Here is a 22,512-nt window from a genome sequence, read left to right as displayed (position 1 = left end):
TTCAAGAACAGCTTTGTGCAACAAAGCCATATTCATCGTTACTATTTCCTTTCAAATCAAAGCAATTTTTGACAAAATACCTGATGTCACAATGGTCAATTCACGTATGATCACATTTAAGCAGTTTGCAGGAATTTTGTATGCAATATTTATATTTTTTTAAAAAACAAAATCTTGGAATGTTTTTTTAATGGAAAGACCGTATAGGGTTCTATGCGTTTGTTTAGGGAATATTTGTCGTTCTCCTACAGCAGAAGCAATTCTCAGACATTATTGTGAGACACATGGTTTAAATGTGGTGGTCGATTCTGCGGGAACTTGTAATTATCATCCAAACAAAGCGCCTGATTTACGTAGTCAAAAACATGCCATACAACGTGGTTATGATTTATCAACATTGAGAGCAAGACAAATTGTTTTAGCAGACTTTGTTGAGTTTGATCTTATTCTTGCGATGGATCATGAAAATTTTGATGATATTCAGGCATTAATATCAAAAGCGGTAAAACAATTCGGTGCTGATCGAATTCGAGCCAAGATCGCATTGATGAGTGAGCATGACCCTCATTTTATGCAACAAGCTGTTCCTGACCCTTACTACGGTGGATCGGATGGATTTGATCGAGTAGTTGATCAATGTGAATCTAGCAGCCAAGCATGGGTTAACGTTTTTAAAAAGCAAATGAAAGTAGGGTAATAGGATTTAATTTAATATGCAGGTACAAGCACAAGTTCAGCTTAAAAACTTAAATACATTAAATTTGAATGCTATTGCTTCGCATTATGTTCAAATCAATCATCCTGATGATGTGATCGAGGCATTGAACTTTGCTGAGCAACACAATTTAAATGCTTTGATTTTATCTGGTGGAAGTAATGTGTTATTACCCCAACAGATTCAGGCTTTGGTGTTGCATTTAAATATACAAGGGATAAATGTTCTCGCTGAAGATGAAAATACCATCACAGTTAAAGTAGGTGCTGGGCAAGTATGGCATGACTTTGTGTTGTACAGCACTCAACAACAATGGTTTGGTTTGCAAAACCTCGCACTCATTCCTGGTTTAGTGGGTGCATCACCTGTGCAGAATATTGGTGCCTATGGTGTTGAAGTTGGCGAGTTTATCGATTCTGTTCAAGTCTATGATCGTCAACTAAAAGTGTTTGATTCTATTTCAGGTTCAGACTGTCACTTTGCTTATCGCCATAGTATTTTCAAAGATTATCCAAACCGCTACATCATCGTGAGTGTTACTTTCAAATTACTAAAAAAGGTCGATTTGAAGTTGAACTATGGTGATCTTAAACAAGCAGTTGGAGATGAACTGACCGCTGAAAATTTACAAAATCAGGTGATTCATATTCGTCAAAGTAAATTGCCTGATCCAAAAGAATTTCCAAATGTTGGAAGCTTTTTTAAGAATCCAATTTTGACTGAAGCTGAATTTGGCAAAATTGCTCAGCATTTTCCAAATATTCCCCATTATCCTCAAGCACATAGCAATGTTAAAGTTGCGGCGGGTTGGTTGATTGATCAAACAGGTTGGAAAGGTAAACAACTTGGTTCGGTTGGAATGTTTGATAAGCAGGCATTGGTGTTAGTGAATTATGCAGATGCGACATTAGCTGATGTTAAAAATACCTATCAAACAGTACAAAGTGATGTAAAACAGAAATTTAATATTCAATTAGAACCTGAACCAGTGTTGTATAGTGAGCAAGGCTTAATCCAAGCGCATCATGTATAAGGAATTTTATGGATAAAGTACATTGGATGATTGGCTTAGTACGAATCATAACTATATTTTTCGTGCTATTAGGCTGCTTTGTACTTTTTTTATATTCGCCATTTTATTCGCAATTGGTTGTAAAGGGGCTAAACCGATTTGTGCCTGTTGATGTGAATGAAGTTGCCGCACAAAGTCAGAAACCAGCTGCGTTAAGCGAGCATGAAACTTTGGAGCCGGGGTCTAATTTGTGGATTGCGCGCCAAGCTTATCTCAAGTTAATGGAAAAAACATTTCAGTCTGAAAAACCTGAAGATTTGAGATTAATTCAAGCACGTTATAAATTATTACAACAATTGATCATCGAAGAGCAAGAACGCGAAAATGTAGAAGAAAATCAGCAAACGAATATTCCATTAATGGCGGAAAAGTCAGAACAGGAACAAGAGAGTTCTGCTGTAGCAGCAAGTACGCCAATCGACTTTTTACAGTGGAATACGCCTGATAATCAGGCTTTAATGGGGAAATATATTGCTTTTTTAGAAACATATCCTGTTGAATTACCTGTTTATCCAGATGAAAAAGAGGATACAAATAAAGATTTAGTTGAGCTGAAGAAGAACAAGGATGGAATGAACGAGTCGCAAGGATTGTCTCAGCCATATGCAATTGTTGTTTTAGGTGGTGGCTTGACACTTGGTGCAAATGGTAAAGATATTGTTGTAAATAACTATACACGTCTTCGATTGGAAAAAACTTTGCAAGTCGAAAAGCAATATCCTCTTCCTATTGTTTTAAGTGGTGTTGAAGCACCTTATATGCAAGCTTGGCTGAAAGAACGCGGTATAGAAGCGAAGCTTCTAGAAAATAGAAGTATGAATACCTGTGAAAACTCCCGATTTAGTTCATTATTACTGCAAAAGAAAGGTGGTGCACCGACAGTCATTCTCATCACAGATGAATATCATATGCCACGAACAAGACGTTTATTTGCACTCAATGGAATTGAAACTGTTCCTGTGATCGCACCGATGCCAACCACATTGACAGACTGGCGACCAAGTGAACAAAACTATGATCACAGTCGTCGTGCTAACTATGAATTGCTAGCAACGATTCGTGATACGCTTTTTGGCTCAAGTGATTGTCGAGAGATACCATAATATGTCCAATATTCCATTTTTAAATCCGACAATACTTAAACAATTGGATTTACCTATCCCCAATAGAGAAACAACGCCTCAGCTTTTAGAGCCGCTTGATTTATCAAAAATAATAGAACCTTCAAAAGCACTACAAGCCTATAGAAAGCTTTATGGTTTAGATTTACTTGAATGCGAACACTGGCAAGGCTATGTTGAAATGCCATTATTTCGTTTACATGTACAAGTATTTCAGCCTCAACGCGAAAAGATTTTAGGTACTGTATGTTTATTACATGGATACTTAGAACATAGTGGTATTTATCAACCCATCATAAAAGAAATTTTAGATCAAGGATTCAGTGTTATTACATACGATCTGCCCGGTCACGGATTAAGTAATGGCTCATCAGCAAGTATTCAGAATTTTGATCATTACCAGCAAGTATTGCATGCAGTTTATGATGTTGTTCGTAGTGCTATACAATTACCAAAACCATGGTTAGGAATAGGGCAAAGTACTGGTGGTGCGATTTGGATGCATCATTTACTTGAATTTGCTGAGCGTAGAGAAGATCCGATCGTTAATCGAGTATTGCTCTTATCGCCATTGATTCGACCCGCAAAAACAGCTTGGTGGCATAACTCTGTTGGCTTAGGGATTATTCGTCGTATAAAGAGCCAAGTACCACGACATTTCCGTCGTAATAATCATAATCCTGAATTTTTAAGATTTATTCGCCTAACTGATCCATTACAGCCTCGAATGATGGGGATGGATTGGATTTTAGCAATGTCTAAATGGATGTTAGAAATGGAACATCGACCTGCATGTCGTATTCCTGTATGGCTTGCTCAAGGTGCACTCGATCAAACAGTAGATTGGCGTTATAACATTGAATATATTCGCCGAAAATTTAGATTACAGACCTTGTTGATGTTGGAAGAGGGTTCACATCAATTGATTAATGAGCGTGCAGATATTCGAGCTGCTTTGACTGGATTGATTCCAGCATTTTTACATGCAAAACCAAATCACCACTATTACTAGTGGTGATTTTTTATAGCTTAAGCATTACTAGAATTAGAATGTATTAGCATCTGCTAATTTCCACATTCTATAGTAGAAATTTTCCTCATCGTTCAGATCATTTTGCAGTAATTCATTTTCTTTGAGAAAAAAATGAATTTGTGCATAATTTTTGATTTCACGATCATTCATACGCTGGGCAAGATGATGGGCTTTAATATCAGATGGATGCTTTAAGCCTGCAGCTGCAATCATTTCTGATAATGCATGTAATGTATTTTTATGAAAATTAAATACACGTTCTGCTTTAGTCGGGACATCTATCGCTTTTTGACGATCTTGATCTTGCGTTGCAACTCCAACAGGACATTGGTTCGTATGACAACTTTGCGCTTGAATACATCCAACAGCAAACATAAAGCCTCGTGCTGAATTAACCCAATCTGCGCCCAAAGCAAAGGTGCTCGCAATATCAAAAGCACTAATCATTTTTCCACTGGCACCAATTTTGATTTGTTGTCGTAAGCCTGCACCTATTAAAGTATTATGTACAAAGCGTAAGCCCTCTCTTAAGGGAGTGCCGATATAATCACTAAATTCAATTGGTGCTGCACCTGTACCCCCTTCAGAGCCATCAACGACGATAAAGTCAGGGATGATTTTGGTTTCAAGCATCGCTTTGACAATACTCATAAATTGCCAAGGTTGACCAATACACAGTTTAAAACCCACGGGCTTTCCACCAGATAGCTCTCTAAGTTTTTGAATAAAGAACATCATTTCGATAGGTGTGTTAAAACTTGGATGTTTTGCAGGAGAAATACAATCTTGGTCTCTAGAAACACCTCGTATTTCTGCAATTTCCTGCGTAATTTTGTGTTTTGGTAATATTCCACCATGTCCGGGTTTCGCGCCTTGAGAGAGTTTGAGCTCAATCATCTTAATTTTTGGATTTTGTGCTTGTTGTCTAAATTTCTCAGGATCAAATAATCCATCAACAGTACGACATCCAAAATAGCCACTTGCAATTTGCCATACGATGTCACCACCATTTTCCAGATGATAAGGGCTCAAGCTACCTTCACCCGTATCATGATAGAAATTTCCTAGATGAGCGCCTTTGTTGAGTGCACGAATTGCATTCGCACTTAAACTTCCAAAACTCATGGCAGAAATATTCATTATGGATGCACTGTAGGGTTGACTACATTGGCTATTGCCAATCTTTACGCGAAAAGTGCTTGGGTCGGCAGGCGGGCATGGAGAAATTGAATGAACGATAAAGCGATAGTTTGGTTCATAAACATCAATAATTGAACCAAATGGTTTGTCTGCATTTTCATTTTTTGCACGTTGATAAACAAGACTACGTTGCATTCTTGAAAAGGGTAATGCATCTTGATCTGACTCTATAAAGTATTGTCTGATCTCAGGTCGAACATCTTCAAAGATAAAACGGAAATGCCCTAAAATCGGATAGTTTCTGAGTATTGCATGCTTTTTTTGCAATAAATCATGTAGACCCAAGAGGCTTAGTAAGCTGGTGACAAGCCATAGCGTATTTAATAACGTATCTGAAATAAAATAATAAATGGTATGTGGTGTATAAATCGTTCTAAACCAAGTAATGGTTAAAGCAGTAAAAATACAAAGAAACCAAACTGAGTGTCTTGAAAAGAAAGTATTAAGTAATTTATGTCTTATTGCTTGAGCAGGGCTAGCCATAGGCAACAATTTCCTATAATTCAGCAGTAGTCAAACCATGCCCTGAACCTATGCAATCTACAAGTAACGAATTGTTAGATTTGATAATTATTTTTAATTGCCTTGTAACACATCGGGATTTATTTACTCGATTTTTAAGAATGTCAGATTTTGATATGGCGTGCTTGTTTTTTAAATTTTATTCTAGTGAAAATTCACCTAATTTTGGTGAGATTGAAATCTCATTAAATTACACTATTCATAATTAAATTATGTATTGCATAAATTTAATCTTTCTTGTAGCATGGTTTTATGGATTAAAACCAATACTGAGAATAGGTTTTCTAAAAGATGTATTGGTTGCAGTAAGGACAGGAAAGGTTTCAATCAGGATGTTTTTGAGACACTTATAAAAACACTTGTTACCTTTTCTAGTAAGTTAAGCAGATGCTATTGATTGTTATACATAAGCATGTGTTTAGTATTCAAACGGATGAATTTATCTAAATAAGGGAAACTAGATGGACATTTTAGATAACCCATTAGAACTATGTGGTTTTGCTTTTATTGAGTTTGTTTCGACGGAAAATGGCTTAGATCAAATTTTTGAAACAATCGGTTTTTCTAAAGTCGCAAAACATAAATCTAAAAAAGTTTATTTATGGCGCCAAGGTAATATCAATATCATTTTGAATTATCAGCCTGAATCTTATGCTTCATTCTTCTTCAAAGAACACGGCCCATCTGCATGTGCAATGGGGTTTAGAACCCGCGATGCAGCTAAAGCCTTTAAAAATGCTGTTGAGCTTGGTGCTGAGCCGATGTACACACAAGCTGGACCGATGGAACTCAATATTCCTGCGATTAAAGGAATTGGCGGAATGCCAATTTTCCTTGTTGACCGTGATATTTATTCTAATGACTTTGTCTTCTTTGATGACGTAGATAAAAATCCCAAAGGCGCTGGTTTAAACGAAATTGATCATTTAACTCATAATGTCTATAAAGGGCGTATGGATTATTGGGCAAATTTCTACGAGAAGATTTTTAATTTCCAAGAAATTCGTTATTTTGATATTAAAGGTGAATATACTGGTCTGACTTCAAAAGCTTTGACTGCACCAGATGGCATGATCCGTATCCCATTAAATGAAGATTCAGATAAAGGTAATGGTCAAATTGCTGAATTTTTAGCAGATTTTAATGGTGAAGGCATTCAGCATATTGCTTTTATTACTGATGATTTGCTTTCAACATGGGATAAGTTAAAAGGGTTAGGTTTGGAGTTTATGACACCACCACCAGAGACCTATTACGAAATGTTGAAGGATCGTTTACCAGCACATGGTGAACCCACTGAAGAATTACAAAAGCGTGGTATTTTGCTAGATGGTAATACCAAAGATGGTCAGAAAAAGTTGCTGTTGCAGATTTTTTCCCAAAATATGCTTGGACCAGTGTTCTTTGAGTTTATTCAACGTAAAGACGATGATGGTTTTGGTGAAGGGAACTTCAAAGCACTATTTGAATCAATTGAACGTGATCAAATCCGCCGCGGTGTATTAGAAGCAAAATAAAAACTTTAAAAAGAGAAAGCCAAGAAATTTATTTCTTGGCTTTTTTATTTGCAAATATTTATCGTGTTTGAATAAATTGATTGATTGCAGCGACTTCGCGTTTAAAAAATTCGAGTTTTTCACTGTCTTGATGTACAGGTAAAAACATTTCGCTATCTAAAGCAACAATACAAAATTCCATCGAGCGGTGAGCATTGAAGATTGGAATACCGACAGCATTGATTCCAACGAGTAAATCTCCTTGGGCAATCGCCATACCAGATTCTAATGTTTTCTCTTTTAAGGCGATGAACTCATTCCAATCGTTCGGCTTGATCGGATAATGATTACGAGTCGCTTTATCCCATTCAGCCTGCATAAGGGGCTTAATAACTGCTTCAGGTAAATATGAGGCAAACACACGACCTGCAGCAGAGTTGACCAAAGGCATAATTGAACCTACTTTGGTCACAATTGAAATCGGGTGGTTTGATTCGATTGACTGAACAACCAAAGGACCTTGAGGTGACCATTTGCTAATCTGGATGCCACAACCGATCTTATTCTGTAATTCATAAATTAGATGCTGAACCAGTTGTAAAACATCAGTATGTTGAATGCAGCTCAGACCTAAACGCCAAGCTTGATCTCCTAAAGTATATTGCCCATCATCTAATTGTTTGGCGTAATTCATACGAATTAGGCTAACCAAATAACGATGTACTTTGGCAGGATGCATATCTAGCTTATGAGACAGTTCTTTCAAAATAATTGGTTTATTGTGTTCTAAAAGTGCATTGAGTACGGTTAAACCTACCTCAAGAGATTGAACCCCACCAGATAACTTTTCTTCAATCATTCAATAGCCCTTAATCTAGATTCTCTTTAGTGGTGTTCTATGGATCATTTTTACAACATCAACTCAGCACATAATGCCTGAGTAATGGATAAAATAAAAATCATCTTTTTAAATGACTTAAATAGGTGAATTGTATAAGCATATTCTGATGATTTGTATTCTTACACTCCACCTTATCATATTAAAAATAAACTTAAGGATGCGACTTCGATGAAATTTAGGCAATAAAAATCGGTATTAAAGCTATATTTCTTCAATACCGATAGAAACTTATGCTGCAAGTGTATTTCGAATTTCAATACCAGTTGCTGCTTGTATTTCATCAAAGCTCACTTGCTCTGCTAATTCAACAAGTTCCACACCGTGTTCTGTGATATCCAGTACACCTAAATCACTGATAATACGATTCACAACCTGACTACCTGTTAGAGGCAAAGTACAGTTCTTTAGGATTTTGGGTTGACCATCTTTGGTGGAGTGCTCCATCAAGACGACAACTTTTTGTACTCCAGCAACCAAATCCATTGCACCACCCATGCCTTTAACTTTCTTTCCTGGAATCATCCAGTTGGCAAGATCACCTTGTTCTGATACTTCCATTGCACCTAAGATGGCCAAGTTAACACGTCCACCACGGATCATCGCAAATGATTCAGAACTTGAAAAGAATGCGCCACCATTTTTTACAGTTACGGTTTGTTTACCAGCATTGATTAGATCTGCATCGACAAGATCTTCAGTCGGAAACTCATCAATACCCAATAATCCATTTTCAGACTGTAACCAAACATCTATACCAGTAGGAATATAGTTTGCTACTAAGGTTGGTAAACCAATACCCAAATTTACATAAAAGCCATCTTGTAATTCTTGGGCTGCACGTTGTGCCATTTGTTGTTTAGTCCATGCCATGACTCACTCCTTATACAGCAACTTTTAATGTACGTTGTTCAATACGTTTCTCTGGATTAGCATTCAAAACGACTGCATTCACATAGATACCTGCTAAGTGAATATCGTCTGGATCGATTTCGCCTAGCTCAACAATTTGCTCGACCTCAACGATGGTATAGCGACCCGCCATTGCACATTCAGGGTTAAAATTACGCGCAGTTTTTCTGAAAACTAAATTTCCTGCTTTATCTGCTTTATAAGCTTTGATTAAAGCAACATCAGCGGTTAATGATGATTCGAGTAAATAAGGCTTACCTTGAAACTCTCGAACCTCTTTACCTTCAGCGATGCTTGTTCCGACACCAGTCGCGGTATAAAATGCAGGAATACCTGCACCTCCAGCACGAAGTTTTTCGGCGAGTGTCCCTTGAGGAGTGAGTTCAACTTCTAATTCGCCGTTTAAAAATTGACGTTCGAATTCTTTATTTTCACCGACATAAGATGAAATCATTTTTTTAATCTGTTTGGTTTGTAGCAATAAACCAAGCCCATAGTTATCTACGCCAGCGTTATTACTAATACAAGTAAGTTGTTTAACACCACTTTGTTTTAAAGCTTGGATCAACGCTTCTGGGATACCACATAATCCAAAACCACCAACAGCAATGGTTTGACCATCTTTGACGATACCTTGAAGTGCTGTTTCGGCATTTACAGAGACTTTGTTGACCATGTCTATGCTCCTAATTCTTCTTCATGCAAGAAATGTGTGTGTTGAGGTGCTCGTTTGGTACGGCTCCATTCATCTAACATTTCAAGTTTCATCTCTTCAGTGATACGAGCAATTTTGGCATCAGCATGACTGTCGTTATAAGTAAGTTCTAGGCGATGTCCATTAGGATCAAAGAAATAAATAGAATGGAAAATACCGTGATTGGTTACACCTAAAACTTTTACACCGTGTTGCTCTAAATGTGCTTTTGCATCTAATAGTGCTTCCTGATTCTCAACTTCGAAGGCAATATGTTGTACCCATTGAGGTGTATTTTCATCACGTCCCATTTCTGGCTGTGTGGGGAGCTCAAAAAAAGCAAGTACATTTCCTTGTCCTGCATCCAAGAACAAATGCATATAGGGGTCAAAAGCTTTAGTTGAGGGAACATGGTCTTCAGCAAACGCTAGGATAAAATCCATATTCAGCATTTTTTTATACCATTCCACTGTTTCTTTGGCATCTTTACAGCGATAGGCAACGTGGTGAATTTTTTTAATTGCAAAACTCATATCAAATTCCTTTTCATTATTCCCAATCTGGTTGTTGTTCTGGTGAGGCATGTAGAAATGCTGGGAGAGTTAGACAGTGCAGATAAATACTTTCAATTTTTGGGAAAGCACTTAAATCAATTTTGAAACGTTTTGCGTTATAGACTTGGGGGATTAAACAACAGTCTGCAAATGTTGGTTCAGTTCCAAAACAGAATTGTCCATTTGAGTGCTGAAGTTGATGCTCTAGACTTTTAAAGCCTTCGATTACCCAATGTGTGTACCAATCATTTTTTTGCTGATCAGTGATAGCAAGTTCATGATTGAGATATTTCAATACCCTTAAATTATTTAAAGGATGAATATCACAAGCAATTGCTTGGGAAAAAGCACGAACTTTGGCACGCTCAACCAGATTTTTAGGTAATAGAGCTTTGGTTGGATATTGTTCTTCCAAATACTCTAAAATATTCATCGATTGTAAGAAAACGTGATCTTCATCAATGAGTGTAGGCACCAATTGACTAGGATTTAAATTTTTATAGCGATCCATTTGTTGTTCATTTTTAACTAAATGAATGCTTTCAGTTTCGTAGCTAAGTTCTTTTAGGTTAAGTGCAATACGGACACGATAGGCAGCAGAGCTACGAAAATAACTATACAGTTTCATACTGATCAACCTCTTTTTTATCGAAGTTAAATGTATGCGCTGCAAGAATGGTATTTTCGACTTGACCGAATCCGATACGAATACCATCTTTTTCACAATAACCTTTCATGATGACGCGATCTCCATCTTCTAAGAAACCGCGTTTTTCCCCATTAGATAGGGTAATAGGTTTGGTCGTATTCCAAGTTAATTCTAACAAACTTCCATAAGAGTCAATTTTTGAACCAGAAATCGTACCCGAGCCCATAAGATCACCAACTTGGACATTACAACCTGCAATGGTGTGATGAGTGAGTTGTTGTGCCATCGACCAATACATATATTTAAAGTTTGTTTGGCAAATGACATCCGTTGATTGTGATTGAGGGCTTTGTATCTCAACGCTAAGATGAATGTCGTAGCTATTAGTAATATTTTCTTGTAAATAATCTAGTGGTTTTGGATCTTGCTCTGGACCTTTTACTTTAAATGGTTCAAGAGCTTCCATGGTAACAACCCACGGAGAAATGGCGCTTGCAAAAGTTTTTGCATTAAATGGTCCTAAAGGAACATATTCCCATTGTTGAATATCGCGTGCGGACCAATCGTTCAATAGCACCATACCAAAAATATGATCCCATGCATTATCGATAGAAATAGGCTGTCCTAGTTCAGTCGATTTACCAACAACGAACGCAGTTTCTAACTCAAAGTCTAGTTTACGGGTAGCAGAGAAAATAGGACGGTCAACATTTGGTAGTTTGATCTGACCTGATGGGCGAACGATATTTGTGCCACTGACCACGACTGAACTTGCACGCCCATTGTAGCCAACTGGAAGCTCACTCCAGTTCGGAAGTAAAGCATTTTTAGGATCTCTAAACATCGTACCAACGTTAGTGGCATGTTCTTTTGATGAGTAGAAATCGGTATAGCCAGAAATATGAATTGGTAAATGTAGAGTAATACTATCTCTTTTCAATAAAGCTTGAGAAATCAAATCATGATTATTGCGAAGTATTGGATTATCAATTGAAAGTAAACTTTGCAGCATTTTGCGCACGTTCTTCCAATTATGTTTACCTGACTCAATAAATTTATTGAGTGTAGGTTGATTGAAAAAATTTATATTTCCATCAATATTTAATAAGCCTTCTGACTCTAATAAGGCTAAGTCAAGTACCCATTCACCAATTGCAACACCAACGCGCTTATGACCATTAGGCACTTCACTGAAAATACCATAAGGTAAATTATGTATTGTGAAATCTGAATGGGGATCTATTTCAAGAAAAGATGTTAAAAGTTGCGTCATAATTTGCTTTCCTTGTCTCAAATTTTGTCAAAAACTATTTGGGTTGTTTATCTTTCTGAGCCTAATAATATGAAATTTAATAAAATATTTTTATTTCATATCGCTTATTTACTTCGATTAAGCAAGAAAGGTGGTGTCTTATTTATTCTATAATACGCAATTAAATTAATTACGCAATACATAATTTAATTACATAATTCATAATTATTGTTATTTATTGAAATTTCTGCTTATATGCGCAGTTACGAGAAAAGTAACTTAATTATTTTTCAATCAATACTAGGCATTTCTGATTAATTTATGATATACGTAATTTTGAATAATAAAATTACGTGACAAGGATGAGAATAATCATATGTCAAACCAACAGCAAGGAAACCTGAAACACGGTTTAAGCAATCGGCATATCCAACTTATTGCACTAGGTGGTGCAATTGGTACTGGATTGTTTCTCGGTATTTCTCAATCAATCAAGCTTGCAGGACCATCAGTCATCCTGGGGTATGCAATCGCTGGGTTTATCGCTTTTCTAATGATGCGACAGTTAGGTGAAATGGTTGTACAAGAGCCTGTGAGTGGTTCTTTCAGTCACTTTGCTTATAAGTACTGGGGTCCATTCGCTGGCTTTATGTCAGGTTGGAACTATTGGGTACTAAATATTTTAGTTTGTATGGCGGAGCTGAGTGCAATTGGTCTATATATCCAATACTGGTGGCCTGAAATTCCGACATGGGCTTCAGCATTAGCCTTTTTCCTATTAATCAACGGTATCAATTTATTGCATGTAAAATTGTTTGGTGAAATGGAGTTTTGGTTCTCAATCATCAAAATTTTGGCGATTTTAGCAATGATTGCTTTTGGTTCTTATTTACTTGCTACAGGCACTGCTGGCCCGCAAGCTAGTATTAGTAACCTTTGGGCACTAGGTGGTTTCTTTCCGTATGGCATAAAAGGTTTAGTTATGGCTATGGCTGTAATTATCTTCGCATTCGGTGGAATTGAATTATTTGGTATTACGGCTGCGGAAGCGCGTGATCCAGATAAAACCTTACCTAAAGCGGTAAACCAAATTATTTACCGTATTTTAATTTTCTATATTGCGACACTTTTTATCTTATTTGCTTTGTTTCCTTGGAATCAAATGGCAAATGGTGGTAGTCCATTTGTGATGGTGTTTGCATCATTAGACAGCCAAGGTGTTGCGACCATGTTGAACTTTGTAATTTTAACGGCGGCGGTTTCAGTTTATAACGGAACAAGCTATTGTAGCAGCCGTATGTTATTGGGCTTGGCGCAGCAGGGTAATGCACCTCAGTTCCTGAAGAAAATTAACAAAAATGGTATTCCTACAAATGCTGTACTGATTTCTGCATTTGTAACAGTATTGTGTGTTTTACTAAATTATGCTTTCCCAGAAAAAGCTTTTGGCTTATTGATGATGCTCGTTGTTGCAGCGATTGTGATTAACTGGGTTGTTATTTCTTGGACACATCTAAAGTTTCGTAAGACGATGCAAGCACAGGGAGTAATAAGTAAATTCCCTAGTATCGCGTATCCATTCAGCAATTATCTATGTATCGTTTTTATGCTTAGCATTTTGGTGGTGATGTCTTTAACGCCGGATATGCGTATTGCCGTTATGATGATTCCAGCATGGATTCTTTGCTTAATGTTTGCGTATTTTCTTAAACAGCGAAAGTTAAGAAATGCTCAACCAAGTGTGGCTTTTCATACGGATATATAACGGCTGAAGTATATCTAAATTAATAAAGGGGCTGAATATTTCAGCCCCTTTATTATTGTTGAATGAAAAATAAAAGTTACTGAGGTGGATATTCATCATAAATAAAAGGACGAATTAAAGATCTAAATCCGCTAAAATTTATGTTTATCGAAAGGCAATACATCTTGTTGTGAATGATAGATGTTGATCCATGTAAAAGGCGCGTGAATTGTTTCAATCTCTAAGTATCCAAACCCGATTGGGCGGTTTCTATTTGTTTTACTATTCCATAGTGGGTACATTCATGCCTTATTGGAACTTGTATCTACAAGATCAAGGTTTCAATTATCAAGAAATTGGTATTTTGTCTTCAATTGCGATTATTACTCGTTTTTTTGCACCTTTGATTTGGGGATGGGTTGCTGATAAGTCAGGCAAACGAATGTTGCTAGTGCGTATTGCAACATGGATGGAAGCCTGTATCTGGTTTGCCATCTTCATCATTCCGAATAGTTTTCAATCTGTTGCACTACTCATGCTGATCTTTAGTTTCTTTCAAAATGCAATTTTGGCGCAATTTGAAGGTGTTACTTTATTCTGGTTAGGGGATAAACGCGCAGAGCTTTATGGAAAAGTTAGAAAATGGGGATCTCTTGGCTTCATATTGGGTGTATTCATTATTGGTGCTTTATTAGAAATTATTCAAATTTCCATGCTACCCATTTTACTTCTAGCGGTTTCTTTTTTAGCTTTTTTGTGGTCATTTACCATTAAAGAACCTGAACATGCGCCAAGCTCGCAAAAAAAACTAGAATCTATAATACCCATTTTAAAACGACCTACTGTGGCCGCATTTTTTGCAATTGAATTTGTTTTATTATTTTCACAAGCGCCATTTTATAGTTTTTATAGTAATTTTTTAAAAGAGATTGGGTTTAGCACAACACAAATTGGAACGCTGTGGGCAACAGGCGTAATTGCAGAAATTATAATGTTTTCCGTAGCGCAAAAAGTTTTCTTTACTCGTTTCTCTTGGCGGACACTAGTTGCAGTATGTTTGATTTTGACCAGTTTACGCTGGTTTCTGGTTAGTATATTGAACACAAATTTTTGGGGTCAGTTATTTGCTCAATGTTTACATGCCTTTAGTTTTGGATTATTTCACTTAATTGCAATGAAAGTGATTTTTCAAAATTTTTCAGCTGAGCAACAAGGGCGGGGACAAGCACTTTACAGCACAATGTGGGGGTTAGGGGTCGCATCTGGAAGTCTATTAGCTGGGCATTATTGGCAAGTATTTTCAGGCGCAACAATTTTCTTATATGCAAGTGGTATCGTACTGGTTGGTTTGTTTTTAGTATTTTGGCTGCCGAATCAATTGGACACGGCAGCTAAAACTTAGATTAGAGTTGAATATTCTGATATTGAGACATCCATGGTTGTGTCTGTTCTAATTGTGCTGCAAGTTGCAATAAACGATCTTCACGTCCAAAAGGTGCAATAAACTGGCTGCCTAAAGGTAAGCCATTTTTGTTCCAATATAATGGGACTGACATGGCGGGTAGACCTGTAACATTTGCTAACTGCGTAAAAGGTACCCAACTTAAATTATCCTGTAACATTTTTTCAACTAATTTCCCTTGTGCGAGATAGTGCGCTTTTCCTAATTTTAATAGTCCTTTCAAGATTGGTTTTTGCCAATTAGGTGTGGCAACTTCCCCATTTTTTGGTGCGATTGATGCTGTTGTTGGGGTTAAATAAAGGTCATATTTTTCAAAGAAAATGTTCATTTGAGTGCTATAAAGCCCCCAATTATTAAGTGTATGAATATATTCTGTTGCGGTTGTTTTGGCCCCAAAAGCAGCGAGGGCAATAGAATCTAATTCGAAATCATGATCAGTTGCACCTGCCATTTGTTTAATTTGTGTCTGCATATATGCGAATTGACTAAACCAAGTCGTTACAAAGTCTTTTCCTAATGCCAAACCATCTATTTTTGGACGATCTTCTACAACAATATGCCCTAAAGACTCCAGTAACTTAGCAGTTTGTTGAACAGCTTGAATCGCATCTTTAGAAACCTTCGTTCCAATTGGTGATTGAGTATTAAAAGCAATTTTGAGTTTTCTTGGAGCCTGTTGAATGATATCTAAATATTTCTTTTCAGGTGCTTCTATTCTAAAAAGTGAAGTTTGTTCTGGACCTTGAACTGCATCGAGCATGGCAGCACTATCGCGAACTGTTTTGCAGAGAACATGTTGCATGGCAGCACCATGCATTGCTTCACTGTATTGTGGCCCCCAAGGTGTACGACCACGACTCGGCTTTAATCCAAATAAACCACAATAAGAAGCGGGGATGCGAATTGATCCGCCACCGTCACCTGCGCCTGCAACTGGGACGATTCCACTTGCAACTGCAGAGCCTGATCCACCAGAAGAACCACCACTATTGTGTTTTAAATTCCACGGATTGTGGCAAGTGCCCCAAGCATCGGGTTCAGTAATTCCTTTGATACCAAACTCAGGCGTGTTTGTACGACCAAAAGTAATAATCCCTGTTTGTTCCCAGCGGTTTACGATTTCAGCATTAAAATCAGGGGTATAATTAATTTTTTTTAGCGCTTGGCTACCATAAGAGGTTGGAATACCTTGATATTCTTGGAATAAGTCTTTGACTAGAAATGGAACGCCTGCAAATAACCCAGAGGATTCTTGCTGTGTGCGCTGCTTCGCTTGCTCATACATTGGAATAATAATGGCGTTTAGCTTTGGATTGACTTTATCTGTTCGTTCTAATGCAATTTTTAATAATTCTGAAGGATGAACTTGTTTGCTTTTGACCAGTTTTGCTAATCCTAAACCATCATATTGCACGTATTCAGAAAATTTCATGGCTTTTATCCTTAAAGCTAAATCTTTATAATGTAAATAAAATTACTGTAAATCTAGAACTAGCATACCTGAAAAAATGCCATAACAATCAACTAAAGCTCAAGCTAAAAATATTGTGTTTATATGGTTATGAATGCATGTTTTTCTCAAAAAATATGCTAATTTAAAGCCTTGCACCGTTTAGATTACGACTTAATTAAATCTATGAAAAATATTTATATTATTGGATTATTATGGGCTTGCTCAACATGGACTATGGCAGACACGGTCGTAAATGAAAAAGCAGTAACAGCACAACAATTGGCTAAAGCAAATGCGATTCGGGTGATAACTCGTCCTGAAATCATGGGGCTATGGGCAATGGAAATTCCTAATAATAAGAAGTGTGTCGAATACTATAATTTTCGTGGAATGAATGAAGTCGTGATTAAGAGTAACCAAGAGTGGTCTTATGGTTTATATGATTATCAACCTTCAGAAGATCATAAAGAGCGTTTACCAGCATTAGTTTTACAGATTAAGTATGACAATAATCAGATGGATTGCTCAGGTCAAGCACTAGACCAAACTGGTGAGGTTTCGCAATATTTTGTGAAGTGGGAAAATGATCACACCATTAATTTTTGCGCCAATGAAAAAGGCGAAAAATGTTTTGCGACATTACGCCGTGTCCTACCTTAGAAAGATTGAATAATAAAAAAGCCTCTTAACTTAGAGGCTTTTTTATTTATGCTTTTTCAGCTTTCGGTTCAAGCTGTTTTAGCAGATGCTTTTCTAGATAATGAATATCCATAGCTTGTTCACAGAAGTTTTTGTCCTGCAAAATAAGATCTTTGTGCAATGGAATATTGGTTTTAATTCCAGTCAAAATCATTTCATCTAAAGCTTGACGCATACGAGCTAAAGATGTTTTGCGATCTTTACCATGAGCGATGAGTTTTGCAATCATGGAATCATAATACGGTGGAATACTATAGCCTTGATAAATATGAGAATCTAAACGAATACCTGCGCCGCCGGGTGCATAGAAGTTTTCTATTTTACCAGGAGAAGGTAAGAAGTTAGTCGGATCCTCAGCATTGATACGGCATTCAATCGCATGACCTTTTACTTCGACTTCATGCTGTTCAATATTTAAACCTAAACCAGCCGCAATCCGCAGTTGTTGTTCAATAATATCAATGCCAGTAACCATTTCAGTTACAGGATGCTCAACTTGAACGCGAGTATTCATTTCGATAAAGAAGAATTCTCCTTCTTCAAATAAAAACTCAAAAGTTCCAGCACCACGGTATTGCATTAACTTACAAGCATTGACACATGCTTCTAAAATATCAGCACGTGCTTGTTCTGGTAGATTTGGAGCAGGTGCTTCTTCTAAAACCTTTTGATGGCGACGTTGTAAAGAACAGTCTCGGTCATATAAATGGATTGCATGACCGTTACCATCACCTAGCACTTGTACTTCTACATGGCGAGGTTTCTGTAAGAAGCGCTCCATGTATACAGTATCATCACCAAACCACATCTCAGCATCACGTTGTGCAGCTTGAACTGATTCAAGTAGTGTGTCGACACGTTCAACGATACGCATACCACGACCGCCGCCGCCTGATGCAGCTTTGACGATCAACGGGAAGCCAATTTCTTTTGCTTCAGCGAGTGCATTGTTAATCGTTACAGCATGGTCACATCCAGGCACGGTAGGTACGCCAGCCTTTTTCATGGCAATAATCGCGGATACCTTGTTACCCATAAGACGAATGTGTTCAGGGCGAGGACCAATAAAAATAAAACCTGAGCTTTCTACAATTTCAGCAAATTCAGCATTTTCAGACAAAAAGCCATATCCAGGATGGATTGCATCCGCACCTGTAATTTCTGCAGCAGTAATAATTGCAGGAATATTTAAATAACTTTCACTTGTGGTACCCGGCCCAATACAGACAGCTTCATCAACGAAGCGTAAATGCATTAAGTCTTTGTCAGCATCAGAATAAATACCAACTGTTTTAATGCCAAGCGTTTTACAAGCTCGCGTAATTCGTAAAGCGATTTCACCGCGGTTTGCAATCAATACTTTTTGCAACATTGGAATCCCCAAACTGATTAGGCGCGGTAGCGGAAAAGTGGTTGACCGAATTGGATCACTTCACCATTTTTCACTAAAATTTCTTCAATCACGCCGCTTTTAGTTGCCTCAATTGGGTTCATGATTTTCATCGCTTCGATGATACCCAGTGTTTCACCTGCAGAAACTGTTTGACCTACATTTACGAATGGGCCTTCGCCTGGGCTTGGTGCAGAATAGAACACACCAACCATCGGTGACGTTTCTACAGCGCCACGAGGTGTTTTTGCTGCTGGAGCCGCAGGAGCAGAAGCACTAGGTGCTGCTGCCAAAGGTGCCGCTGCGTAAACTGGAGTAGGGCGAGTTAATGAGATGGATTGATCACCTTCCTTAACTTCAATCGCTTGTAAGTCAGATTCAATCATCAAATCGATGAGTTTCTTGATTTTACGGATATCCATGAGTGAGCATTCCTGAAATGTATAAATTAGTTAGAAGATTGAATTTTTTCGATTGCAAAATCGAGAGCAAAGGCGTAACCCTTCGCACCTAAGCCACAAATAACACCAACGGCTTTGTCTGATAAATATGAGTGATGACGGAATGATTCACGGGCGTGAACATTTGACAAATGAACCTCAATAAATGGAATCGCAACGCCAAGGAGGGCATCGCGTAGAGCAACTGATGTATGAGTCAAGGCTGCAGGATTAATAATGATAAATTTAACCCCTTCAGTTCGTGCTTGATGAATGCGATCGACAATCGCACCTTCCCAGTTGCTTTGAAATGTATCTAGTGTAAATGATGCTTGATGAGCCTGAGTGGTGAGTTGCTGGTTAATATCATCTAAGGTGAGATAACCATAAACCTCTGGTTCGCGTTTTCCTAGCAAGTTCAAATTCGGTCCATGAATTACCAAAATGGTTGAGCTCATTCAGCCTGCTCCAGTTCTAAATCTGCAAATGTTTTTTGCAAGATGTCTGCAAAGTTTGCTTATTATGGCACAAAATTCTGCATTTTTTCTTATAATTTCTTTTAATGGATGAAGAAATTTGCATACCAAGCATGGTGCATATAATGAAAACTTTGCAAGGAAATGGCAATGTTAAAATATGACAAATTTCAGGCTTATTTATTTTTCACTATTTTAAACTGAATTACCTTATTTCGTTCATGTAATTTGTGTAACTCGAAGGTCATGTAATTTATTGATTTGCTTTTTTGAAACTTAAATTGAGTTCTAATTAGTTTATGTGTTTATTTCAAGCTATGAATATTTTTTTATTCTAATCTTTTGAAAAATATTTGTTTTTATTCTAATAGATTTTTTAAAATTAGTATAAATATACTTCTAAAGAAAGCAGTGGATGAAGCGTAATGCTGCTGATTCATAAAAAATATGCCAGTTTAGATTGATAATAAGCATTAGCTTCAATTTGACATTGGATTCAAGCTCGTGGGGAGGGGTTGATTAAATCGACGAAAGTGGCTTATTGGCAAAAAAGATGAATTGTGAAGTTTTGTATGGCTGCTAATGACATGAAAATGTCCGAAAAAGATAAATTGAATATAGATAGTATAGCTATTACATAAGAGATAGCTCTCGATTGGCAGAATCTCTTATGGGTCTTTTCAAAGCTGTCTTTTCACAAGACAGCTTTTTTTTATCAAGAGTTCTCTTATTTTGATGCTGCTAAATAAGTATCTAATAGTAGAAAACTTTGTGCTTTATTTTCGTAATCTACAGACCCTACAGGCAAATTGTTCCATTTTTGCATTTGCTGAAACAACCATTCAAAATCTGTACTTTTAGGTATAGCGCTACTTTTAACGAAGTTCCGAATTATATCTTGGATCGTATAGTATTTTTCGACATGAATGCTTGGCGAACATTCAAACTGGATGACATCAAAATCAATTAAAAGTTGCCATACAGGTTCAAAATCTTCTAACACACGTAACTCTTGCTGAGCTTGCAAGATTGCGCGAGTTAAGGCAATTAATGTATTTGGATGCTGTTGAGCCCATTCTTGCGTTACAGCTAGAACTTTATCTGCAACATTTGGAATGATGTCTTGACTCGAGCCAACAATTTGTCCTAATCCTGCCAGCTCTGCTTGAGTATTCCATGGCTCGCCAACACAAAAACCATCAATTAAATGGTTGTTTAATGCTTCTACCATATATGGAGGTGGTAAGGTTTTGACTTGTATTGAATGTGCAAGTTCAGGATCTGCTAATGCTAGCCATTCTCTTAAGCAATAATGATGGATGGAATGCTGGAAAACATGTCCTAAAGAGACCATATGATTTTTTTTCATGTGTTCTACTAATTTTTTAGCTGATAGATCTACAGCATCATATTTCTTTATATCTAACTGATAACACAGTTTTTGACTTAAACTTATAAAAGCTCGATTTTCACTGAGAATGAGTGGTGTTTGTAATGGAATACCAATTTGATCAGCACCTATTGCTGCTGCAGGTAACATGGCAGATAAACAATGTGCAGCATCTAAAAGACCAAAAGCCAGTCGATCACGTAGGCTTGCCCAAGAAGCTTCTTTGGTTAAGGTAACGTTTAGACCTACTGCTTCAAACAAACCACGCTGTTTTGCCCATAATAGCGCAATACAATCGAGCAAAGGGATGTAGCCAAGTTGCAATTCACTTTTTTCTAAACTGCTCATTTATTCATCCTGTAATTGATTGTTCAAAAGCTGTTGTGCATCGAGCAAGCGACGTGACATTTCACCAATGGTCATACGATGGCTCATGGCATTTTTTCTAAGGAGTTGGAATGCTTTGTCTTCGGTTAATCCGTGTAATTGCATGAGTAGGACTTTAGCTTTCTCAACATCTTTACGATCTGCTAGTTTGGTCTTTGCATCTTTGAGATCACCTTCTAACTTTTTATGTTTTTTATATTGTTGAATCGAAATATCTAAAATGGTATGTAATCGGCTTGGATCGATACCATCAACGATATAGGCGGTAATCCCTGCATCAATCGCCTGTTTAATCATATCTCGGTCAGTGTTCTTGGTGAATAATACCGTTGGTAAGTCAAAATTGCTTACGCAACTCTCAATTACATCACGATGAGGATGATCCATATCAAGCAAAATAACATCTGCTTGAAGATGTTCTAATTTAAAAACATTGAGGTGATCTAAAGTCAAACTAGCAACGACATCAAAGTCATGTTGAATTAAACATGTTTTAATGTATTCAGCTCGAGCCTGATCATCGTCAATAAGTGCGATTTTGAGTTTCGGCATAAATATAAAGTCAAATTATAAGTCAATGCACATTTAGCATAATGTGCTTTAAGTATTTTTTTGAAGCAAAATTAATGCCATCAGGAATGATCTATTCAGTGCAGGCATTACTTTAGCCTCGATTTTGTGCGCTTTATTGTATCGTTGTAGCTAAGGGAAACAAATAAAAAATAGATGTGATCTTTATTAAAAATAATTAATGTTCATTGTTGGTGCATAAAAAGAATTATTTTGAAGCATGTTTAATTGTGCTTTAAAACAGTTCATTCATATATTCGGCATTTATTTAACCATTTAAAAGATATTTAAAATGCTATTTATTTTACAAAAAATCATTATTAAACAATAATTAATATTATTTTTTTATTTTTATTTTATTAATTGGCATAACACTTGCTTTG

21 protein-coding genes are annotated in these 22,512 nt (G+C 37.0%); 8 read left to right on the top strand and 13 right to left on the bottom strand.

Annotated features, from left to right (window positions below; all coding sequences use genetic code 11):
- Positions 1–190: 190 nt before the first annotated feature.
- The 4 genes from ACN19N_RS08750 to ACN19N_RS08735 are packed head-to-tail and all read left to right on the top strand — an operon-like array spanning position 191 to position 3,920.
- On the top strand, positions 191–697 hold the full coding sequence (locus ACN19N_RS08750; protein WP_420001123.1) for a low molecular weight protein-tyrosine-phosphatase: 507 nt from the start codon (positions 191–193) through the stop codon (positions 695–697).
- A 16-nt stretch (positions 698–713) separates the two neighbouring features.
- On the top strand, positions 714–1,748 hold the full coding sequence (gene murB / locus ACN19N_RS08745) for a UDP-N-acetylmuramate dehydrogenase (protein WP_269230280.1): 1,035 nt from the start codon (positions 714–716) through the stop codon (positions 1,746–1,748).
- Between the two features lie 8 nt (positions 1,749–1,756).
- Positions 1,757–2,890 carry a YdcF family protein gene (locus tag ACN19N_RS08740; RefSeq protein WP_420001122.1) on the top strand — a complete coding sequence of 378 codons (1,134 nt, stop codon included), beginning with the start codon at positions 1,757–1,759 and terminating at the stop codon, positions 2,888–2,890.
- 1 nt (position 2,891) lies between these two features.
- Positions 2,892–3,920: an alpha/beta hydrolase gene (locus ACN19N_RS08735; protein WP_269230282.1), complete on the top strand. Its 1,029-nt coding sequence runs from the start codon at positions 2,892–2,894 to the stop codon at positions 3,918–3,920.
- Between the two features lie 33 nt (positions 3,921–3,953).
- Here ACN19N_RS08735 and ACN19N_RS08730 read toward each other — a convergent pair whose 3' ends face one another.
- Positions 3,954–5,624: an FMN-binding glutamate synthase family protein gene (locus ACN19N_RS08730; RefSeq protein ID WP_420001121.1), complete on the bottom strand. Its 1,671-nt coding sequence runs from the start codon at positions 5,622–5,624 to the stop codon at positions 3,954–3,956.
- 500 nt (positions 5,625–6,124) lie between these two features.
- Here ACN19N_RS08730 and hppD point away from each other — a divergent pair, with 500 nt between their 5' ends.
- The gene (gene hppD, locus ACN19N_RS08725) at positions 6,125–7,180 is read left to right on the top strand and encodes a 4-hydroxyphenylpyruvate dioxygenase (RefSeq protein WP_005215973.1); all 1,056 of its coding nucleotides are present in this window, start codon (positions 6,125–6,127) and stop codon (positions 7,178–7,180) included.
- Positions 7,181–7,238: 58 nt separating this feature from the next.
- Here the strand turns inward: hppD and ACN19N_RS08720 are convergent, their stop codons facing one another.
- The 6 genes from ACN19N_RS08720 to fahA form a co-directional block, all read right to left on the bottom strand.
- Positions 7,239–8,018 carry an IclR family transcriptional regulator gene (locus ACN19N_RS08720; protein WP_420001120.1) on the bottom strand — a complete coding sequence of 260 codons (780 nt, stop codon included), beginning with the start codon at positions 8,016–8,018 and terminating at the stop codon, positions 7,239–7,241.
- A gap of 270 nt (positions 8,019–8,288) precedes the next feature.
- Complete coding sequence (locus tag ACN19N_RS08715) at positions 8,289–8,930, bottom strand: 3-oxoacid CoA-transferase subunit B (protein ID WP_004661956.1); 642 nt, start codon at positions 8,928–8,930, stop codon at positions 8,289–8,291.
- A gap of 10 nt (positions 8,931–8,940) precedes the next feature.
- The gene (locus ACN19N_RS08710; RefSeq protein WP_420001119.1) at positions 8,941–9,645 is read right to left on the bottom strand and encodes a CoA transferase subunit A; all 705 of its coding nucleotides are present in this window, start codon (positions 9,643–9,645) and stop codon (positions 8,941–8,943) included.
- 2 nt (positions 9,646–9,647) lie between these two features.
- Positions 9,648–10,196 carry a VOC family protein gene (locus tag ACN19N_RS08705; RefSeq protein WP_050039682.1) on the bottom strand — a complete coding sequence of 183 codons (549 nt, stop codon included), beginning with the start codon at positions 10,194–10,196 and terminating at the stop codon, positions 9,648–9,650.
- A 16-nt stretch (positions 10,197–10,212) separates the two neighbouring features.
- Positions 10,213–10,845, bottom strand: coding sequence for a maleylacetoacetate isomerase (maiA, locus tag ACN19N_RS08700; RefSeq protein ID WP_269238002.1), 633 nt, complete (start codon positions 10,843–10,845; stop codon positions 10,213–10,215).
- The gene (gene fahA, locus ACN19N_RS08695) at positions 10,832–12,139 is read right to left on the bottom strand and encodes a fumarylacetoacetase (RefSeq protein ID WP_420001118.1); all 1,308 of its coding nucleotides are present in this window, start codon (positions 12,137–12,139) and stop codon (positions 10,832–10,834) included. The genes maiA and fahA overlap by 14 nt, the downstream gene beginning before the upstream one ends.
- Before the next feature lie 355 nt (positions 12,140–12,494).
- On the opposite strand from fahA, the gene ACN19N_RS08690 reads away from it, so the two are divergent.
- Both ACN19N_RS08690 and ACN19N_RS08685 read left to right on the top strand, forming a co-directional pair.
- Positions 12,495–13,883 carry an amino acid permease gene (locus ACN19N_RS08690; protein WP_269230288.1) on the top strand — a complete coding sequence of 463 codons (1,389 nt, stop codon included), beginning with the start codon at positions 12,495–12,497 and terminating at the stop codon, positions 13,881–13,883.
- Between the two features lie 208 nt (positions 13,884–14,091).
- The gene (locus ACN19N_RS08685; RefSeq protein WP_420001117.1) at positions 14,092–15,264 is read left to right on the top strand and encodes an MFS transporter; all 1,173 of its coding nucleotides are present in this window, start codon (positions 14,092–14,094) and stop codon (positions 15,262–15,264) included.
- Between the two features lies 1 nt (position 15,265).
- On the opposite strand, the gene ACN19N_RS08680 is transcribed toward ACN19N_RS08685, so the two are convergent.
- Entirely contained in the window at positions 15,266–16,756 is a 1,491-nt protein-coding gene (locus ACN19N_RS08680) for an amidase (protein ID WP_420001116.1), read from the bottom strand.
- A 204-nt stretch (positions 16,757–16,960) separates the two neighbouring features.
- On the opposite strand from ACN19N_RS08680, the gene ACN19N_RS08675 reads away from it, so the two are divergent.
- Positions 16,961–17,437, top strand: coding sequence for a hypothetical protein (locus ACN19N_RS08675; RefSeq protein ID WP_269230291.1), 477 nt, complete (start codon positions 16,961–16,963; stop codon positions 17,435–17,437).
- 46 nt (positions 17,438–17,483) lie between these two features.
- Here the strand turns inward: ACN19N_RS08675 and accC are convergent, their stop codons facing one another.
- The 5 genes from accC to ACN19N_RS08650 form a co-directional block, all read right to left on the bottom strand.
- Positions 17,484–18,848 carry an acetyl-CoA carboxylase biotin carboxylase subunit gene (gene accC, locus ACN19N_RS08670; RefSeq protein WP_420001115.1) on the bottom strand — a complete coding sequence of 455 codons (1,365 nt, stop codon included), beginning with the start codon at positions 18,846–18,848 and terminating at the stop codon, positions 17,484–17,486.
- Positions 18,849–18,865: 17 nt separating this feature from the next.
- Positions 18,866–19,288 (bottom strand): acetyl-CoA carboxylase biotin carboxyl carrier protein, encoded by a 423-nt coding sequence (gene accB / locus ACN19N_RS08665; protein WP_005160413.1) that lies wholly within the window; start codon positions 19,286–19,288, stop codon positions 18,866–18,868.
- 26 nt (positions 19,289–19,314) lie between these two features.
- Complete coding sequence (gene aroQ, locus ACN19N_RS08660) at positions 19,315–19,764, bottom strand: type II 3-dehydroquinate dehydratase (RefSeq protein ID WP_269230293.1); 450 nt, start codon at positions 19,762–19,764, stop codon at positions 19,315–19,317.
- A 745-nt stretch (positions 19,765–20,509) separates the two neighbouring features.
- Positions 20,510–21,520: an ABC transporter substrate-binding protein gene (locus tag ACN19N_RS08655; RefSeq protein ID WP_420001114.1), complete on the bottom strand. Its 1,011-nt coding sequence runs from the start codon at positions 21,518–21,520 to the stop codon at positions 20,510–20,512.
- Positions 21,521–22,111 carry an ANTAR domain-containing response regulator gene (locus ACN19N_RS08650; protein WP_420001113.1) on the bottom strand — a complete coding sequence of 197 codons (591 nt, stop codon included), beginning with the start codon at positions 22,109–22,111 and terminating at the stop codon, positions 21,521–21,523.
- Between the last annotated feature and the right edge of the window lie 401 nt (positions 22,112–22,512).

Source organism: Acinetobacter sp. LF10, from assembly GCF_048585715.1.
In the GTDB taxonomy this organism is placed as follows: domain Bacteria; phylum Pseudomonadota; class Gammaproteobacteria; order Pseudomonadales; family Moraxellaceae; genus Acinetobacter.
Note: the sequence above shows the minus strand (reverse complement) of the source record. Positions and strands in the feature narration are given on the sequence as shown.

Coding starts and splice junctions, on each gene's coding strand:
- ACN19N_RS08750 (WP_420001123.1), top strand. CDS start 191: ATGGAAAGACCGTATAGGGTTCTATGCGTTTGTTTAGGGAATATTTGT.
- murB (WP_269230280.1), top strand. CDS start 714: ATGCAGGTACAAGCACAAGTTCAGCTTAAAAACTTAAATACATTAAAT.
- ACN19N_RS08740 (WP_420001122.1), top strand. CDS start 1,757: ATGGATAAAGTACATTGGATGATTGGCTTAGTACGAATCATAACTATA.
- ACN19N_RS08735 (WP_269230282.1), top strand. CDS start 2,892: ATGTCCAATATTCCATTTTTAAATCCGACAATACTTAAACAATTGGAT.
- ACN19N_RS08730 (WP_420001121.1), bottom strand. CDS start 5,624: ATGGCTAGCCCTGCTCAAGCAATAAGACATAAATTACTTAATACTTTC.
- hppD (WP_005215973.1), top strand. CDS start 6,125: ATGGACATTTTAGATAACCCATTAGAACTATGTGGTTTTGCTTTTATT.
- ACN19N_RS08720 (WP_420001120.1), bottom strand. CDS start 8,018: ATGATTGAAGAAAAGTTATCTGGTGGGGTTCAATCTCTTGAGGTAGGT.
- ACN19N_RS08715 (WP_004661956.1), bottom strand. CDS start 8,930: ATGGCATGGACTAAACAACAAATGGCACAACGTGCAGCCCAAGAATTA.
- ACN19N_RS08710 (WP_420001119.1), bottom strand. CDS start 9,645: ATGGTCAACAAAGTCTCTGTAAATGCCGAAACAGCACTTCAAGGTATC.
- ACN19N_RS08705 (WP_050039682.1), bottom strand. CDS start 10,196: ATGAGTTTTGCAATTAAAAAAATTCACCACGTTGCCTATCGCTGTAAA.
- maiA (WP_269238002.1), bottom strand. CDS start 10,845: ATGAAACTGTATAGTTATTTTCGTAGCTCTGCTGCCTATCGTGTCCGT.
- fahA (WP_420001118.1), bottom strand. CDS start 12,139: ATGACGCAACTTTTAACATCTTTTCTTGAAATAGATCCCCATTCAGAT.
- ACN19N_RS08690 (WP_269230288.1), top strand. CDS start 12,495: ATGTCAAACCAACAGCAAGGAAACCTGAAACACGGTTTAAGCAATCGG.
- ACN19N_RS08680 (WP_420001116.1), bottom strand. CDS start 16,756: ATGAAATTTTCTGAATACGTGCAATATGATGGTTTAGGATTAGCAAAA.
- ACN19N_RS08675 (WP_269230291.1), top strand. CDS start 16,961: ATGAAAAATATTTATATTATTGGATTATTATGGGCTTGCTCAACATGG.
- accC (WP_420001115.1), bottom strand. CDS start 18,848: ATGTTGCAAAAAGTATTGATTGCAAACCGCGGTGAAATCGCTTTACGA.
- accB (WP_005160413.1), bottom strand. CDS start 19,288: ATGGATATCCGTAAAATCAAGAAACTCATCGATTTGATGATTGAATCT.
- aroQ (WP_269230293.1), bottom strand. CDS start 19,764: ATGAGCTCAACCATTTTGGTAATTCATGGACCGAATTTGAACTTGCTA.
- ACN19N_RS08655 (WP_420001114.1), bottom strand. CDS start 21,520: ATGAGCAGTTTAGAAAAAAGTGAATTGCAACTTGGCTACATCCCTTTG.
- ACN19N_RS08650 (WP_420001113.1), bottom strand. CDS start 22,111: ATGCCGAAACTCAAAATCGCACTTATTGACGATGATCAGGCTCGAGCT.